Genomic DNA, 15392 nt, shown 5'->3' on the forward strand with positions numbered 1-15392 from the left:
GGGTTCAATCGTAGTACGCTACTCGTCCAGTACTTCGCCTGTGAGCACATGTGCGTGAACATGGAATACGGTCTGTCCGGCATCCAGCCCCGTGTTGAAGACCAGGCGGTACGCGCCGTTGTAGCGTTCCTTGGCTATCCCCTGCGCCACTCCCACGATATGCGCCAGCTCGGCGGGATCCTCGGAGGCCAGTTCGTCGACTGAGGCATAGTGCCGTTTGGGCACGACCAGCACATGTACCTTGGCTTTCGGATGGATGTCTTCGAAGGCGTAGGTGCTCTCATCCTCGTACACTGTCGTGCTGGGGATCTCACCCTTGATAATGCTGCAGAACAGGCAGTCTTCGCTATCACTCATGCTGGCTCCTTCGATTGTGTATTACAGCCTCCATGCTATTGCCGGTGCGGGATAAATCGCCCCGTCGCGTATCCCCGGCGATGCGCGATGCACCGCCCATCCTTCGCCGCTTCAGGACCAACGCCCCAAAGCGCGGGACAGCAGCGAGAGCGCAACCGCCCCGGCACACGAAGCCCGGAGTATATTGCTGCCCAGCACACAGCATTTCGCGCCGGAATCCTTGAATAGCGCGATCTCATCATCGCTGATGCCGCCTTCGGGCCCGACGATGACGCTGATCGTCCTCGGACGGGCGTCGCTGAGGCACCGTGCCTCCATCGCGTCGGCGGCCTCCTCGATTCCCGACCAGCTCTCGCTCGCATCCTGATGGAGCACGATGACCAGATCACCGTGCACATTCGCCCGTTTGCAGATCGCCGCGATCTGTTTGCTGGAAACGTGATCGGCCAGCTGCGGACGCCATGAGCGCCGGGATTGTTCGGTGGCCGATTGGATGACCTGAAGCCATTTGCGATCGGTACGCCCCTCCTTCCACCGTGCGATGGAACGGTCACTCTGCCAGGGGATGATCGCGTCCACGCCGATCTGGGTCGCCATATCGATGGCCTGCTCATCATGCCCGCCCTTGGCGAGTGCCTGTATCAGCGCCAATCGTGTTGTCGGCTGCGCTTCCTTGCCGACCGAGAGTATCTTGACGACGCCGTTCTGAGGATCCTCGATGCTCGCCTGTATGCGCAGCCCTCTGCCGTCAGAGAGCTCAAGACCATCCCCCTTCCCCAATCTCATCACTTGGATGGCATGTTTGCGGACGTTCTGCGGCAGGGTGATGTTCCAGCCGGAATGCAGTTCATCGGTGTGGACAGGGGCATCGTCACTGGATGGATCAAAGAGGAACAGGGCTTCAGTCATGGGCACAAGAGTACCGTCACCACCGGGTTTCAGCCTGTATCGCCGGCACCTCGCGACACGGTTCACCAAAATCCTGAATATGTGTTATTGTTTCATCTGTTGCCTAAAAGCAAATGTCCGGGTGGCGGAATGGTAGACGCGCTAGCTTGAGGTGCTAGTGCCTATTTATACAGGCGTGCGGGTTCAAGTCCCGCTCCGGACACCAGTACCGGGAGTCAGATGACTCCCGGTTTTCTGTTTTCATACGGCGGTCAGGATGGTGGTGAACGATGCGACTGGTCTATCTCGACAACATCGAAGACACGATGATCGATGAATACACGCATCTGACCGAGCTGCAACTCCGCAATCGTCTTGAACCCGAAAAAGGCGTGTTCATCGCCGAATCCCCGAAGGTGATCTCCAGAGCGCTCGATGCGGGCGTGGAACCGAAGTCCTTCCTCGTGGAAGAGCCCTGGCTGGCGGGGATGTCCGAGACCTTCGCACAGGTCGATGCACGTTGGGGTGAGGATATACCCGTGTATGTGGCCTCGCCGGAACAGCTGAAACTCATCACCGGATATCGTCTGCACAGAGGCGCCCTGAGCGCGATGAAACGCTGGGCCCTCCCCTCCGTCGCGGATCTGTGCAGGGATGCCAAACGCATCGCCGTTATGGAGAACATCGTGGATCACACGAATGTGGGCGCCATCATGCGTTCCGCGGCGGCGTTGAACGTAGACGCCGTCCTGCTCACCCCCTCATCCGCCGATCCGCTCTACCGACGTGCCGCCCGCGTCTCGATGGGCACCGTGTTCCAGGTCCCGTGGACACGCATAGGGGGCGACGATACGAAGGCCTGGCCGGATGCGGGGCTGCAGGAGCTGCATGAACTCGGCTTCGTCACAGCCGCCATGGCTCTTGAGGACGACTCGATCTCGATGCAGGAGCTCAGCAGGCTGTTGCGCGACGATGCACCGCGATCCGAGCATATCGACAGGCTCGCGATGATCTTCGGCACCGAGGGGGACGGTCTTTCCCATAGGACCATAGCCCGGGCCGACCTGACCGTGAAGATAGCAATGGGCCACGGCGTGGACAGCCTGAACGTGGCCGCCTCAAGCGCCGTGGCCTTTTGGGCCACCCAATACGAGGGTGCTCAGCCTACTTCGAGCTGATCGCGTCCTTATCGCCTGCTTCCGGCACAGCAGGTGCCTCATCCTTCGGCAGAGAACCGGTGGCATGGCCGATTGCGGTCAGGCCGTGGTACATCACCAGAACCGCTATGGATCCGATGGCGATGCCATTGAAGCTGACACCCGCGATCGAGAAGGTGAAGTTGGCGATGCCGATGATCATCGTGACCGCGCCGACCATCATATTCACGTTCTTGCTGAAGTCCACCTTGTTCTCCACCCAGATGCGCACCCCGAGCATGCCGATCATGCCGTAGAGCAGGGTCGTTACGCCGCCGAGCACGCCGCCGGGAATCGAATTGATGATCGCACCGAACTTCGGGCAAAGGGCCAGGATGAAGGCGAAGGCCGCGGCGCACCAGTATGCGGCGGTCGAATAGACCTTGGTAGCCGCCATCACGCCGATGTTCTCAGCGTATGTGGTGGTTCCTGAGCCTCCTCCGAAACCGGCGAGCATGGTACCGATACCGTCCGAGAACAACGCGGAACCCATCTGTTTGTCATAGTTGCGGCCGGTCATCAGGGAAACGGATTTGATATGACCGATGTTCTCGGCGATCAGCACCAGCACCACCGGAATGAACATCGGCAGCACACTCATATCCGCCTGGGGCAGATGGAATTTGGGCAGTCCGATCCAAGCGGCCTGCTCGACCGCGGCGAATTTGACCTCTCCCCTGAAATACGCGAAGGCATAGCCGATCAGCACACCGATCAGAATGTTCAGACGTCCGATCATCCCCTTGAACAACACGCCGATCAGCATCACGGCCAGCAACGTCACCAGTGCGGTGATGGGCGAACCCTTGAAGTTCTCCCACGCGGAGGGCGCGAGGTTGAATCCGATGATCGCGACCACGGCACCGTTGACGACCGGTGGCATGATCGCATCGATCCACTTCGCCCCCGCGAAATGGACGATGACGCCGACCAATGCCAGCAGCACGCCGGTGATGAGGATACCGAAGCTGGCCACGCCAAGACCCTTGTTGGCCGTGGCCACGGCCGCGATCGGCGCGATGAATCCGAAGGAGCTTCCCAGGTAGCTGGGCAGCTTGTTCTTGTTGATCAACAGGAACAGGGCCGTGGCGATCGCCGTGAAGAAGAGGGTGGTGGATGGATCGAAATGCGTGAGCACTGGAACCAGGAAGGTCGCGCCAAACATCGCGATCACATGCTGGGCGCCGATTCCTATGGTTCTCGGCCAGGTGAGACGTTCATCAGGCTCCACGACCTCGCCTGGCGCCAGCGTTTTGCCGTCGCCATGCAGCTTCCATCCGAATGACATTGCCATAACTGCTCTCTCTCGTACTTGCGCCATGTTCATCACAACGCTCAGACATAGAGTAATGCAGCTGTGTGACGCGCTGAAGTCCGCAATTCCTTCATCCAGTCAAGAATTTATGCAATGATGGTGTCGACGAAGTTTCGCAATGCTGCGAAACGGCTGCTTCAGCGGGTCGTACGCCATCAAGCTGACGGAAGGAGAGCGCGATGAGTAACAATCCTAAGATTCTGTCCATTGTTCTGGCTGGAGGAGAGGGCACGCGACTGATGCCCTTGACCCGAGACCGCGCAAAACCAGCAGTTCCCTTCGGCGGTGTGTTCCGGCTGATCGACTTTCCCCTGAGCAATCTGGTGAATTCCGATTACCGCCAGATAGTCGTCCTGACGCAGTACAAATCCCATTCCCTTGACCGGCATATCTCACAGATGTGGCGATTCGCCCCGATGCTCGGCAGCTATGTGTCACCTGTGCCCGCACAGCAACGCCTGGGCAAGCATTGGTACCTGGGTTCGGCCGACGCGATCTACCAGACCATCAATATCATCGAGGATGTGCAACCGGACATCGTCGTGATCGTTGGCGCGGACCATGTCTATCGTATGGATTTCGGTCAGATGGTGCAGCAGCACATCGAGTCCGGAGCCGAGTTCACCGTTGCGGGCATCCGTCAGCCCCTGAGTGATTCCAAGCAGTTCGGCGTCATCGATGTTGATCCCAAGCATCCGAACATGATCCGCAGCTTCCAGGAGAAGCCCGAGCATCCCGACGGTCTGCCGGATGACCCCAAGTCGATCCTCGCCTCGATGGGCAATTACGTCGCCAATACCAAGGCATTGTTCGAGGCGCTGTCGCTCGACGAGAAGGCGGAGGATACCAAGCACGATATGGGTGGTGATATAGCCCCCTTCTTCTCGGACAGGAACCAGGCCGGGGTCTATGACTTCAATGACAATTCGGTTCCCGGCTCCAACGACACCGATCATGCCTACTGGCGTGATGTGGGTACGATCAAGCAGTTCTACGATGCACATATGGATCTGATCGCCTACGTCCCGGAATTCAATCTGTACAACACCGAGTGGCCGATCTACACGAATAATGGTTCGCTTCCGCCGGCGAAATTCGTTCACTCGGGTCAGGATCGTCTTGGACACGCAACCGATTCCATCGTGTCGCCGGGCGTCATCGTTTCCGGTGGTGAGGTCCACCACTCGGTGCTCTCCCCCAATGTGCGCATCCATTCATGGGCGCAGGTCGTAGATTCGATTCTCTTCAACGGCGTCATTGTGAATCGCCGCGCGAGGATCTACAAGGCGATCATCGATAAGAATGTGGTGCTCAAGGAGAATTCGACGGTGGGCATCGATACCCAGCACGACATCGAACGTGGCTTCACGGTCACACCGGAGGGCATCACCGTGGTCCCGAAGGGCACCGTCGTAGAGGATTGACGCCGCAAGAGACGCCTGTTCGGCAAAGCCGCACCCGCCCCGAAGATATCGGGCGGATGCGGCTTTGTGTTGACGCAATGCTTGGCGGGGATGCCTCTGGATGACCCTGCCGTCAGCGATGACTAAGCCATCAACGAGGACTCAGGTATGGGGCATCGCGCTGAAATTGAAGCCGAGGGCCGCGAGCTGTTCCCTGCCTTCCGGGCTGATCATATCCATGGTCCAACGCGGCGTCCATGTCCAATCGATGCGGAACTCCTCGACCAGACCGGCCAGCACGCTGGCGCACTGATCCTCCAACAGATCCGTAAGGGGGCATGCGGGGGTGGTCAGCGTCATCGTGATGATCGCACGTCCCTGTTCGTCGATCTCTATGCCATACACCAGCCCCAGATCGACGACGTCAATACCCAGCTCGGGATCGATCACCTGATGCAGGGCTTCCTTCACATCCTGCGCGGTGGCACGACCGATATCGTCAAGCGCCTTGATCGCTATCTTGTTGCCGTCATCCTCGTCATCGCAGGCGCATGACCCGCCACAGGCGCAACCGCCGTGCTCGTCCTGACCATCAAGATCACGGTTGTACAAGGCGGCCCGTTCCGGGTTCGCCATGACCTTGCGTGCGGCATCTTCACTGCCGACCACCGCTTCGATGGAATCCAGGATGGATCCGGAGGGCTCCGGTACCAGATTTGAGTGTGACATCGTTCAGCGCTCCTTCGTTTGCATCGCCATCGTAGGCCGTGAATCCATATGTGACAAGGCCTGGGCGACGGATGCCTTCATGCCCTCCCACCCCAGCAAGGCGCATTTGATGCGCATCGGATAGCGGGAGACGCCTTGGAACACCACCGCATCGCCCAAGGTGTCGTCCAGATTCGCATCGGGAACTCCCTTACCCCGGGAATCCATCAGGCGATGGAAATCCGAGGCCATACTCATGGCCTCATCCACCGTCTTGTGCTCCACGAGATCGACCATCACCGACAGGCTGGCCTGGGAGATCGAACATCCCTGACCGTCCCACACCAGTCTTTCGATGCGTTGCGGACCGCCGTCCGAGCCATCGGATACCTCGACATGAACCGTGACCTCGTCACCGCAGGTCGGGTTGAACTGGTGCGAGCGGGCGGGTATGCAATACTCATGGGTATGGGACAGGGTCACTCCTGTCTCCGCCTCGGTATCCTGCTCCTCCAGCGTCACCTTGCCGTGTGGGTCCCGGGCGGCATCAAGAATAACCTCCTGATACATCTGCTCCAGATCCTCATCACTCATGCCATATAAAGCCATGGTGTCCAAAATACTCGTAACCTCCGTTACTTGCGATCGTTCTTCACTTCACGCGGAAGAAATCGCGGACTCCCCCCACGGCTTCGACCAGCCGGCGAGCTTCCTCCGGCGTGTTGTAGACGGCGCTCGATGCCCGATTTGAGGCGAATACGCCGAAATGCCGGTGTACCGGCTGGGCGCAGTGATGCCCGACGCGTATGGCTATGCCCTGCGCATCGATGAACTGGCCCACGTCATGGGGATGGACACCCTCGACCTCGAAAGCGACCGTGGCGATCCGACGCTCTGCGGATCTCGGGCCGAGGATGCGCACGCCTTCGACCTCCCCGAGCTTGAGCAGTTCCTCGGTGATCGTCGCCTCATGACGTTCCACACGATCCATGCCGATGCCCATCATCCAATCAGCCGCGACGCCTGCCGCGACGATCTGCGCCACCGGCTGCGTTCCCGCTTCGAAGCGTGCCGGAGGTTCCATGTATTGCGCGGGCTTGTCCATGAAGGCCAACTCGACCATCGAACCGCCGAAACTCGCCGGCGGCAAGGCCTCCAGCAACGCGCGTTTGCCGTAGAGGAAACCGACGCCTGTGGGTCCATACATCTTGTGGGAGCTCCAGGCCGCGAAATCGACGTCCAGGGCATGGAAATCGATGCGCATATGGGGCACCGACTGGCATGCATCCAGCACGACGATGGCCCCTACCTCATGAGCCCTGCTCACGATGGGTGCCAGATCGGTTATCGCTCCCGTCGTGTTGCCGACGTGGGTGATCGCCACGATCTTGCAATGCTCTGTGATCACCGTATCCGCGGTGTCGGAACGTATGCGGCCTTCATCGTCGAGATCGAACCATCGCAGCGTCGCACCGGTTCTGGCGGCGAGCTCTTGGAAGGGCAGCAGCACGGAGTGGTGCTCCGCTTTGCTGACCACGATCTCATCCCCGGGCTGCAGTGCGAAACGGCGTGCGGCCGCCCCACCTCGTCCCATCGAGGCGTTGCCGAAGGAGGTGGCGAGCAGATTCAGGGATGCGGTGGCACCGGCCGTGAACACGATCTCCTCTTCGCCTTCGGCCTCCGAAGCGTGTACCAGTCGCGCGACTTTCGCCCGTGCCTCCTCAAAGGCCACGGTGCTTCGGGCCGCAAGCTCATGCGCTCCGCGATGCACCCCGGCGTTGATCGTGCGGTAGAAATCGCTTTCCGCGTCGATCACTGCTTCCGGTTTCTGCGCCGTTGCGGCAGAATCCAGATATACAAGAGGATGTCCGTGGATACGCTGATCGAGTATTGGGAACTGTTGACGAATCGCCGAGAAATCCTCCATATCGGTCATCACGCCAAAGCCGATTCGGAGTTGGCGCCTTCGGGGAGGTAGCGATCGTAACCGGACTCTTCGAGTTCATCCGCCAATTCGGGCCCGCCGGTCTTCACGAAGTGTCCGTCCGCGAAGACGTGGACGATGTCCGGTTTGATGTATTTCAGAATACGCGTGTAGTGGGTGACCATCATGATCCCCAGCCCGGTATTCTCCTTCGCCCTGTTCACGCCTTCGGACACGATTCTCAGCGCATCGACGTCAAGACCCGAATCCGTCTCATCCAGCACGGCGAACTTCGGCTTGAGCAATTCGAGTTGAAGCACTTCGGCGCGCTTCTTCTCGCCGCCCGAGAAGCCCTCGTTCACCGAACGCTGCGCGAATTTCGCATCCATCCGGAGCTTTTTCATCGCGCCTGACAGATCCTTGGTCCACTGTCTGATGGCCGGTGCCTTGCCGTCGATTTCGGTTTTGGCCGTGCGCAGGAAGTTGGTCATCGAAACACCGGGAACCTCCACCGGATACTGCATGGCGAGGAACAGCCCGGCCTTGGCACGCTCATCGGGGGTCATCGTGAGAATATCCTCACCGTCAAGCAGGGCCACACCCGAATCGACCTGATACTTCGGATGCCCGGCGAGGGTGTAGGCCAGAGTCGATTTGCCCGAACCGTTCGGCCCCATGATGGCGTGGGTCTCATTGGAGTTGACTGTGAGGTTCACACCCTTGAGAATCTGCTTCCGGCCTTCCTTCGTCTCGACCGAAGCGTACAGATCCTTGATTTCCAGCGTTGCCATATCAGTTTCCCTCCAAAACGTGTTGCATATCCTCAGTCTCTCCCTTGGCCAGCCGACGATCGATCGTCGCCATCAGATGCCCTGAGATCGACGGGATGCCGATCTCCTCCACCAGCTCCCCGAAGAAGCCACGAACCACGAGCTTGCGTGCCTCGGCTTCCGGGACGCCGCGTGACTGCAGGTAGAACAGCTCCTCATCATCAAAGCGGCCGACCGAACTCGCGTGCCCGGCACCGATGATATTCCCGTTCTCGATTTCCAGATTCGGTTCGGAATCCGCGACGGCACCCGGTGTGAGCACCAGGTTGCGGTTGAGCTCATAGGAATCCGTTCCCGGTGCGGTCGGCAGGATCATCGCGTTGCCCACCCACGTCGAATGCGCGTTCTTGCCTTCGAGCGCACCCTTGTAGACCACACGCGATTTGCACTCGGGATGGTTGTGGACGACCATCGTGCGATGCTCCATGTGTTCGCCCGGGTCGACGAAATAGATGCCCAGCATGTTGAGATCGCCCTGGGCTCCGCCGAAGTCCTGATCCATGCGGATACGGACCACATCACCACTGAGGGTGACCACCGAATGCCTCAGCGAGGCCTCCTTGCCCACATGGATGCGATGATTGCCGACATGCTTGGAATCGTGCGTCCATTCATGGATGAAGGTGGTGCTCACGTGGGACTGCTCGCCGGTGGTGATCTCCACACCCTCAGCCAGTCTGGCCTGCCCCTGGTGTTCGATCACCACGTCGGCATGGACACGGTCATCGACCTCGATGACGAGGTGAAGCGCATCGAGATCCAAGCCGCCGCCGGTCACGGTGATGAGCACGGGAACCTCGGTATCCTGGTGTATTTGCACCACCAGCGCATCCTTCGCGCTGGCCCATTCGACCGATGACGCACGGTCGTTCGGCTTGGAGACCGTGCCGCTCGGTGCCACGTCCTTCGCGACCCTGCGCACGTCGACCTGTGAGTCGCTCAAGGCTGAACCATCGATCGAGGATACGGTGACCTTCGTTGCTCCCGATGCCTCGAAGAGCTGGAAGAACTCCTCGATACGGTCAACGGGGGTGAAACGCCAGTCCTCCTGACGACGTGTCGGCATCTTGAAGGCATCCGGGGAGAAGGAGCGTGGGGCCCGATCCGCACTGGATGGCATCAACGCCGGCAAGGCGTAAGGATCGTTCGGATCGGCCTTGGGCATTGTGACTTCGTGTTCCGTCATATTTCCTGATTCGCTCATCAGCCTACTGACCCTTCCATCTGCAGCTCAACCAAACGATTGAGCTCAAGCGCGTATTCCATGGGCAGCTGGCGTGAGATCGGCTCGACGAACCCACGGACGATCATTCCCATGGCCTCCTTCTCCTCCAAGCCACGGCTCATCAGATAGAACAGCTGGTCTTCCGAGACCTTGGAGACGGTCGCCTCATGGGCCATCGAGACGTCATCCTCGCGCACATCCACATGCGGGTAGGTGTCCGAACGTGAGAATTCATCGACCAGAAGCGCATCGCACACCACCGAGGAACTCGAGCCCTCGGCCCCCTTGAGGATCTTGACCAGACCGCGATAGGCCGAACGACCGCCGCCCCTCGCGATGGACTTGGCCACAATCGTCGAGCTGGTGTGGGGTGCCAGATGGATCATCTTGGCACCGGTGTCCTGGTACTGTCCCTGCCCTGCGAAGCCCAGAGACATCGTCTCGCCTTTGGCATACGGTTCGGCGAGAATGCAGGCCGGGTATTTCATCGTGGCCTTCGAACCGATGTTGCCATCGATCCATTCCATCGTGGCGCCCTCGCGCACGTAGGCACGCTGGGTCACCAGATTGTAGACGTTATTCGACCAGTTCTGCACGGTCGTGTATCGGACGCGGGCATGGGGCTCCACGAAAATCTCGACTATCGCGGCATGCAGGGAGTCGGTGGAGTAGATAGGTGCCGTGCAGCCTTCGACGTAATGGACGTATGAGCCTTCGTCCGCGATGATCAGCGTGCGCTCGAACTGCCCCATATTCGGGGTGTTGATGCGGAAATAGGCCTGCAGAGGGATATCGACATGCACCCCTTTGGGGACGTAGACGAATGATCCGCCCGACCACGCCGCGGTGTTCAAGGCGCCGAATTTGTTGTCGTCAGGAGGGATGACCTTGCCGAAGTACTTCTTCACCAGCTCCGGATACTGCTTGACCGCGGAATCCGTGTCCAGGAAGATCACACCCTGTTCCTTGAGGTCTTCGCGAATGGAGTTGTAGATGACCTCGGACTCGTACTGGGCCGCCACTCCGGAGACCAGACGGTTCTTCTCCGCTTCCGGAATACCGAGCTTGTCGTAGGTATTGCGGATGTCGTCCGGCAATTCCTCCCAGCTTTGCGCCTGCTTCTCCAGCGGTTTCACATAGTATTTGAAATCATCGGCGTTGAAGCCGCTGAGATCGACACCCCAATCGGGCATGGGCTTGTCGAGGAATGATTGGTATCCCTTCAACCTGATGTCAAGCATCCAATCAGGCTCGCCCTTGTCCGCGGATATGGACCTGACCACATCCTCACTGATGCCTTTTTTGGCGGATTCGCCTGCGCTATCGGCATCATGCCAGCCGTAGCCGTACTCACCGAACTCAGATATCAGCTGATCGTCCTGCTTGATCTTGTCTTCGTTCACGTGGGCACGATCAGCTACATACTGATTCATCTCCACATCCTGTGACGCATCCGCGTTCCGTTCCGGATCGGTCAATTCGCGTCCTCCCATTCAATGCCGTCAGCACAGTGTCGTCTACACGGTGCCTGTCTACAACAATGATCATCTACCACAATTTCCCAGCACAATGTCATCAGGAACATCCTCATAACGGCTTTGCCAGTCTAGTGAAGCATGCCATAAAAAGGAACCCTTTTACAGCATGCTTCATGAAGAGCGAAAGACACAGGCGAGGGATGGGGCCTTTACTTCCCGCTGTGATGATCGATTGCGGCCTTCACCAGACCGGCGAAGAGCGGATGTGGACGTGTCGGGCGTGATTTGAACTCGGGATGCGCCTGTGTCCCCACATAGAAGGGGTGCACGTCCTGCGGCAGTTCGACGAATTCCGTCAGCTCACCGTCAGGGCTCGTGCCGGAGATATGCAGGCCACCCTCATCAAGACGCTTCTTGTAGGCCACATTGACCTCATAGCGATGGCGATGACGCTCGCTGACCTCGACCGCGCCATACAATCCGGCGACCACTGATTTCGGATCCAGAACGGCTGGATAAGCACCCAGACGCATCGTGTGACCCATATCACCCTTGCCCTCGACGATGTCCTTCTGCTCTTCCATCGTGGCGATCACGGGATTCTCGCAGCCAGCCTCGAACTCCGAGGAATTCGCATCCTCCAACCCAAGGACGTGTCGGGAATACTCGATCACCATCGACTGCAGGCCCAGGCAGAGGCCGAGTGCGGGGATCTTGCGTTCGCGCGCCCAGCGCAGGGCGCCGATCTTGCCTTCGATGCCGCGAATGCCGAAACCGCCGGGTATCACGATGCCATCCATCTGGGCAAGGGCGGCTTGGGCGCCGTCCATGGTCTCGCACACGTCGGCCGCCACCCATTTGACGTTGACCTTCGCGAAGTTCGCGAAGCCACCGGCTTTGATCGCCTCGGTGACGGAGAGGTACGCGTCCGGGAGGTCGATGTATTTGCCCACGATCGCGATATTCACCTCATGCTTGGGATGATGCACGCGCTCGAGGAGATCCTCCCACTCGTTCCAATCCACATCGTGGAAAGGCAGACCGAGTTCACGCACCACGTAGGCGTCAAGGCCTTCGGAGAACAGGATCTTCGGAACATCGTAGATGCTGGGTGCATCCACGCAGTTCACCACACCCTCTTCGTCGACATCGCACATCAGCGAGATCTTGTCCTTGATGCTCTGGCTCAGTTCCCTGTCCGAACGCAGCACCAGCGCATCCGGCGTGATGCCCAATTGACGAAGCATCATCACGGAATGCTGGGTCGGCTTGGTCTTCAGCTCATGCGCAGCAGCTATGAAGGGAACCAGCGAAACGTGCACGAACATGCAGTTCTGAGGACCGATGTCCCGGCGAACCTCGCGCGCCGCTTCCAGGAAGGGCTGCGATTCGATGTCTCCGACCGTTCCACCGATCTCGGTGATGATGACGTCCACATCCTGTGAGGCCTGGGCACGCATACGGCTTTTGATCTCATTGGTGATGTGCGGAATGACCTGGACGCATTCGCCGAGGTATTCACCGGCGCGCTCCTTGCGCAGCACGCTCTGGTAGATCTGGCCGGTGGTCACATTCGCCTTCTGGGACAAGAACACGTCCAGGAAGCGCTCGTAGTGGCCGATGTCCAGATCCGTTTCGGCGCCGTCTTCCGTCACATAGACCTCACCGTGCTGGAAGGGGTTCATGGTGCCGGGATCGACATTGATATAGGGATCGAGTTTCTGTTGCAGTACATGAATGCCGCGGCTGCGCAGCAATCTTCCGAGCGATGAAGCAGTGAGTCCTTTTCCAAGCGATGAGACAACGCCGCCGGTCACGAAAATGTGTTTAGTGATATGTTCCTGAGAGTTTCCATGTTGTCTAGCCATGGGACTTCAGCGTATCACCCAAGGGTGACTCAGCGTGTTTCGCAGGGTCGTTTGTGGACGCGAGGCTAGGCTTTCCTCAAACCACCCGCAATCGCCCGTAACGCGAGATGATATCCCTCGAATCCGAAACCGGTTATCGTGCCGGTGGCGATCGGCGAGATCACCGATCGTCTCCGGAAAGCCTCCCGTGACGCCGGGTTGGAAATATGCACCTCGACCAGGGTCAGACCGGCATCAGTGACCTGGGCCGCGGCATCGGCCAGACCGTAGCTGTAATGCGTGAAGGCCGCCGGATTCAGAACCACGGGTGTGGACTCATCGACCGCCTGATGCATCCAGTGGATGACCTCGGCCTCGTCATCGCTCTGACGAACCTCGACCTGCAGGCCGAGCTCCTTTCCCCAATCCGAGCAGAGTTCACGGAGATGCTCAAGGTCCTGGTGACCGTACACTTCCGGTTCACGGACGCCGAGACGTCCAAGATTCGGTCCGTTTACCACCACCACGCGCGGTGAATTCATATATGCTCCTTCTTCGCTCAGTACGGATGTTGCCGATCACGGCCTGCGGATACGCCTGAAGGCCTCCTCGACCGCATCCGCAGGCGGATCATCCAGATGGATGGGATGGCCTATATGGTCCAGCACCACGAATCGCAGTGTGTTGCCACGAGCCTTCTTGTCACGGTGCATCAGCGAAAGGACGCTCTCGAAATCGCCGCCGTCCCATGATGTGCGCAGACCGAGGGACGTGAGCAGCTCACGATGGTAATCGACCTCATCGGCGTCGAGGTATCCGAGCAGATGCGCCAACTCGGCGGCATACACCATGCCCACGGAAACCGCCTGCCCGTGCCTCCACCGGAAATGTTCAAGCTGTTCGATCGCATGCCCCAGGGTATGCCCGTAATTCAGGAACTCCCGCTTGCCGGATTCCCTCAGATCGACGGAAACATGTTCGGCTTTGACGCTCACCGTCCGCTCGATGAGTTCGGCGATGACGCTCCGGAGCCCGTCGTCGATGGCATCACCCTGGAAATGACGGAGCTGTGAAGCGTGGTCTTCAAGAAGATCCAGAATCACGCCATCCATGATGAAACCGGATTTGGCGACTTCTCCGAGCCCTTCGATGAAAATATCGTTCGGCAATGTGGTGAGTGTCCGCAGATCGGCCAGCACCCCCCTGGGCGTGTGGAAGCTGCCCACCAGATTCTTGCCTTGCGGGGTGTTGATGCCGGTTTTCCCGCCCGTCGAAGCATCGACCATGGCCAGCAGGGATGTGGGGCAATTCACATACGCTATGCCTCGCATCCATGTCGCTGCCACAAAACCGGCAAGATCGGTCGCGGCGCCTCCACCCAGACCCACGACAGCATCCGAACGGGTGAATCCCTCCTTGGAGAGACGTTCCCAGATGCCGTTCGCGACGCTTATGGTCTTGCCGGCTTCCGCATCGGGAATGGTGATATCCGTGACCTGGTAGTGGGCCGATCGCAGCGAGGCGCGTGCATGGTCGCTGTGACGCTGCACGCTCGTGGTGTGTATCAATGCGACCCGTACGGGTTCATCGCCGAGTGTCTCACGCAGACCTTCCATGCTGCCCTCGCCGATGCGCACGGTGTAGGGATTCGCTCCTGCGACCAGCACCCTGCGTTCGCGCAATGCGGCGACCAGTTTCTGGGCCGCCACGGAGGGCGGTGCGCCATGGGTCCGGATCACGCGGGTCGACAAGGCCTGGAACACCGGCTTCCTCTCCTCATACAGATGCATCCATCTGGCATGGGCGTCACCCGCGAGCAGCGGCCTGTTGCCGCTTCTCGAAGCCCGTTCCATCATCTCCTCCGGATCGGCATCCAGATACACCAGCAGGCCGCCCCGATCGGCGTACCGTTCCAAGGCCCGCCGAGTACGTTTCGTCATCGGTGCTCCCCCGCCCAGAGCGAGCACACCCTCGAAGTGTTCCAGATCATCGACGATGAGTTCGCACTCCAGACGGCGGAATTCCTCTTCTCCATCGCTCTGGAAGATATCGGCGATCCTTCTGCCCTGCTCATGTTCCAAAGCGACATCCGAATCCCGGAATTGGATGCCCAGGATATTCGATGCCTCTTTGCCTATACGGGTCTTACCCGCTCCGGGCATGCCGATCAGCACCGCCCGGGGCATGATGCCTGTATCGTGTGCAACCCTGTCCGATTGAT

At 59.3% G+C, this 15392-nt stretch carries 14 protein-coding genes and 1 tRNA gene; 3 read left to right on the forward strand and 12 right to left on the reverse strand.

Going from position 1 to position 15392, the window contains the following annotated elements:
- Window positions 1-18: 18 nt before the first annotated feature.
- Both BPSY_RS08375 and BPSY_RS08380 read right to left on the reverse strand, forming a co-directional pair.
- Entirely contained in the window at window positions 19-357 is a 339-nt protein-coding gene (locus BPSY_RS08375; protein WP_033496267.1) for a histidine triad nucleotide-binding protein, read from the reverse strand.
- Window positions 358-468: 111 nt separating this feature from the next.
- Window positions 469-1266, reverse strand: a complete 798-nt coding sequence (locus tag BPSY_RS08380; RefSeq protein WP_033496265.1) for a 16S rRNA (uracil(1498)-N(3))-methyltransferase — start codon at window positions 1264-1266, stop codon at window positions 469-471.
- A gap of 115 nt (window positions 1267-1381) precedes the next feature.
- Here BPSY_RS08380 and BPSY_RS08385 point away from each other — a divergent pair.
- Window positions 1382-1471 (forward strand) — tRNA-Leu (locus BPSY_RS08385).
- A gap of 64 nt (window positions 1472-1535) precedes the next feature.
- Window positions 1536-2423 carry a TrmH family RNA methyltransferase gene (locus tag BPSY_RS08390; RefSeq protein ID WP_033496263.1) on the forward strand — a complete coding sequence of 296 codons (888 nt, stop codon included), beginning with the start codon at window positions 1536-1538 and terminating at the stop codon, window positions 2421-2423.
- On the opposite strand, the gene BPSY_RS08395 is transcribed toward BPSY_RS08390, so the two are convergent.
- The gene (locus BPSY_RS08395; protein WP_033496261.1) at window positions 2410-3735 is read right to left on the reverse strand and encodes a uracil-xanthine permease family protein; all 1326 of its coding nucleotides are present in this window, start codon (window positions 3733-3735) and stop codon (window positions 2410-2412) included. The genes BPSY_RS08390 and BPSY_RS08395 overlap by 14 nt on opposite strands.
- Before the next feature lie 200 nt (window positions 3736-3935).
- Here BPSY_RS08395 and glgC point away from each other — a divergent pair, with 200 nt between their 5' ends.
- Complete coding sequence (gene glgC, locus BPSY_RS08400) at window positions 3936-5180, forward strand: glucose-1-phosphate adenylyltransferase (protein WP_033496260.1); 1245 nt, start codon at window positions 3936-3938, stop codon at window positions 5178-5180.
- A gap of 141 nt (window positions 5181-5321) precedes the next feature.
- Here glgC and BPSY_RS08405 read toward each other — a convergent pair whose 3' ends face one another.
- The 9 genes from BPSY_RS08405 to BPSY_RS08445 all read right to left on the reverse strand — a co-directional run bounded on the left by BPSY_RS08405 (window position 5322) and on the right by BPSY_RS08445 (window position 15357).
- The gene (locus BPSY_RS08405; RefSeq protein WP_033496258.1) at window positions 5322-5888 is read right to left on the reverse strand and encodes a metal-sulfur cluster assembly factor; all 567 of its coding nucleotides are present in this window, start codon (window positions 5886-5888) and stop codon (window positions 5322-5324) included.
- A gap of 3 nt (window positions 5889-5891) precedes the next feature.
- Window positions 5892-6461 (reverse strand): Fe-S cluster assembly sulfur transfer protein SufU, encoded by a 570-nt coding sequence (gene sufU, locus BPSY_RS08410; RefSeq protein WP_415452635.1) that lies wholly within the window; start codon window positions 6459-6461, stop codon window positions 5892-5894.
- Between the two features lie 58 nt (window positions 6462-6519).
- A complete protein-coding gene (locus BPSY_RS08415; RefSeq protein ID WP_033496483.1) occupies window positions 6520-7794 on the reverse strand; it encodes a cysteine desulfurase in 1275 nt (424 codons plus the stop codon).
- A gap of 8 nt (window positions 7795-7802) precedes the next feature.
- Window positions 7803-8582 carry a Fe-S cluster assembly ATPase SufC gene (gene sufC, locus BPSY_RS08420; protein WP_033496256.1) on the reverse strand — a complete coding sequence of 260 codons (780 nt, stop codon included), beginning with the start codon at window positions 8580-8582 and terminating at the stop codon, window positions 7803-7805.
- Window position 8583: 1 nt separating this feature from the next.
- The gene (gene sufD / locus BPSY_RS08425) at window positions 8584-9807 is read right to left on the reverse strand and encodes a Fe-S cluster assembly protein SufD (RefSeq protein WP_033496481.1); all 1224 of its coding nucleotides are present in this window, start codon (window positions 9805-9807) and stop codon (window positions 8584-8586) included.
- A gap of 17 nt (window positions 9808-9824) precedes the next feature.
- The gene (gene sufB / locus BPSY_RS08430) at window positions 9825-11339 is read right to left on the reverse strand and encodes a Fe-S cluster assembly protein SufB (protein WP_051921860.1); all 1515 of its coding nucleotides are present in this window, start codon (window positions 11337-11339) and stop codon (window positions 9825-9827) included.
- Window positions 11340-11533: 194 nt separating this feature from the next.
- The gene (locus BPSY_RS08435) at window positions 11534-13192 is read right to left on the reverse strand and encodes a CTP synthase (protein WP_033496252.1); all 1659 of its coding nucleotides are present in this window, start codon (window positions 13190-13192) and stop codon (window positions 11534-11536) included.
- 65 nt (window positions 13193-13257) lie between these two features.
- Window positions 13258-13713, reverse strand: coding sequence for a type II 3-dehydroquinate dehydratase (gene aroQ / locus BPSY_RS08440; RefSeq protein ID WP_033496250.1), 456 nt, complete (start codon window positions 13711-13713; stop codon window positions 13258-13260).
- A 36-nt stretch (window positions 13714-13749) separates the two neighbouring features.
- Window positions 13750-15357 carry a bifunctional shikimate kinase/3-dehydroquinate synthase gene (locus tag BPSY_RS08445; RefSeq protein ID WP_033496480.1) on the reverse strand — a complete coding sequence of 536 codons (1608 nt, stop codon included), beginning with the start codon at window positions 15355-15357 and terminating at the stop codon, window positions 13750-13752.
- Window positions 15358-15392 lie beyond the last annotated feature (35 nt).

The organism is Bifidobacterium psychraerophilum, from assembly GCF_000741705.1.
Lineage (GTDB): Bacteria > Actinomycetota > Actinomycetes > Actinomycetales > Bifidobacteriaceae > Bombiscardovia > Bombiscardovia psychraerophila.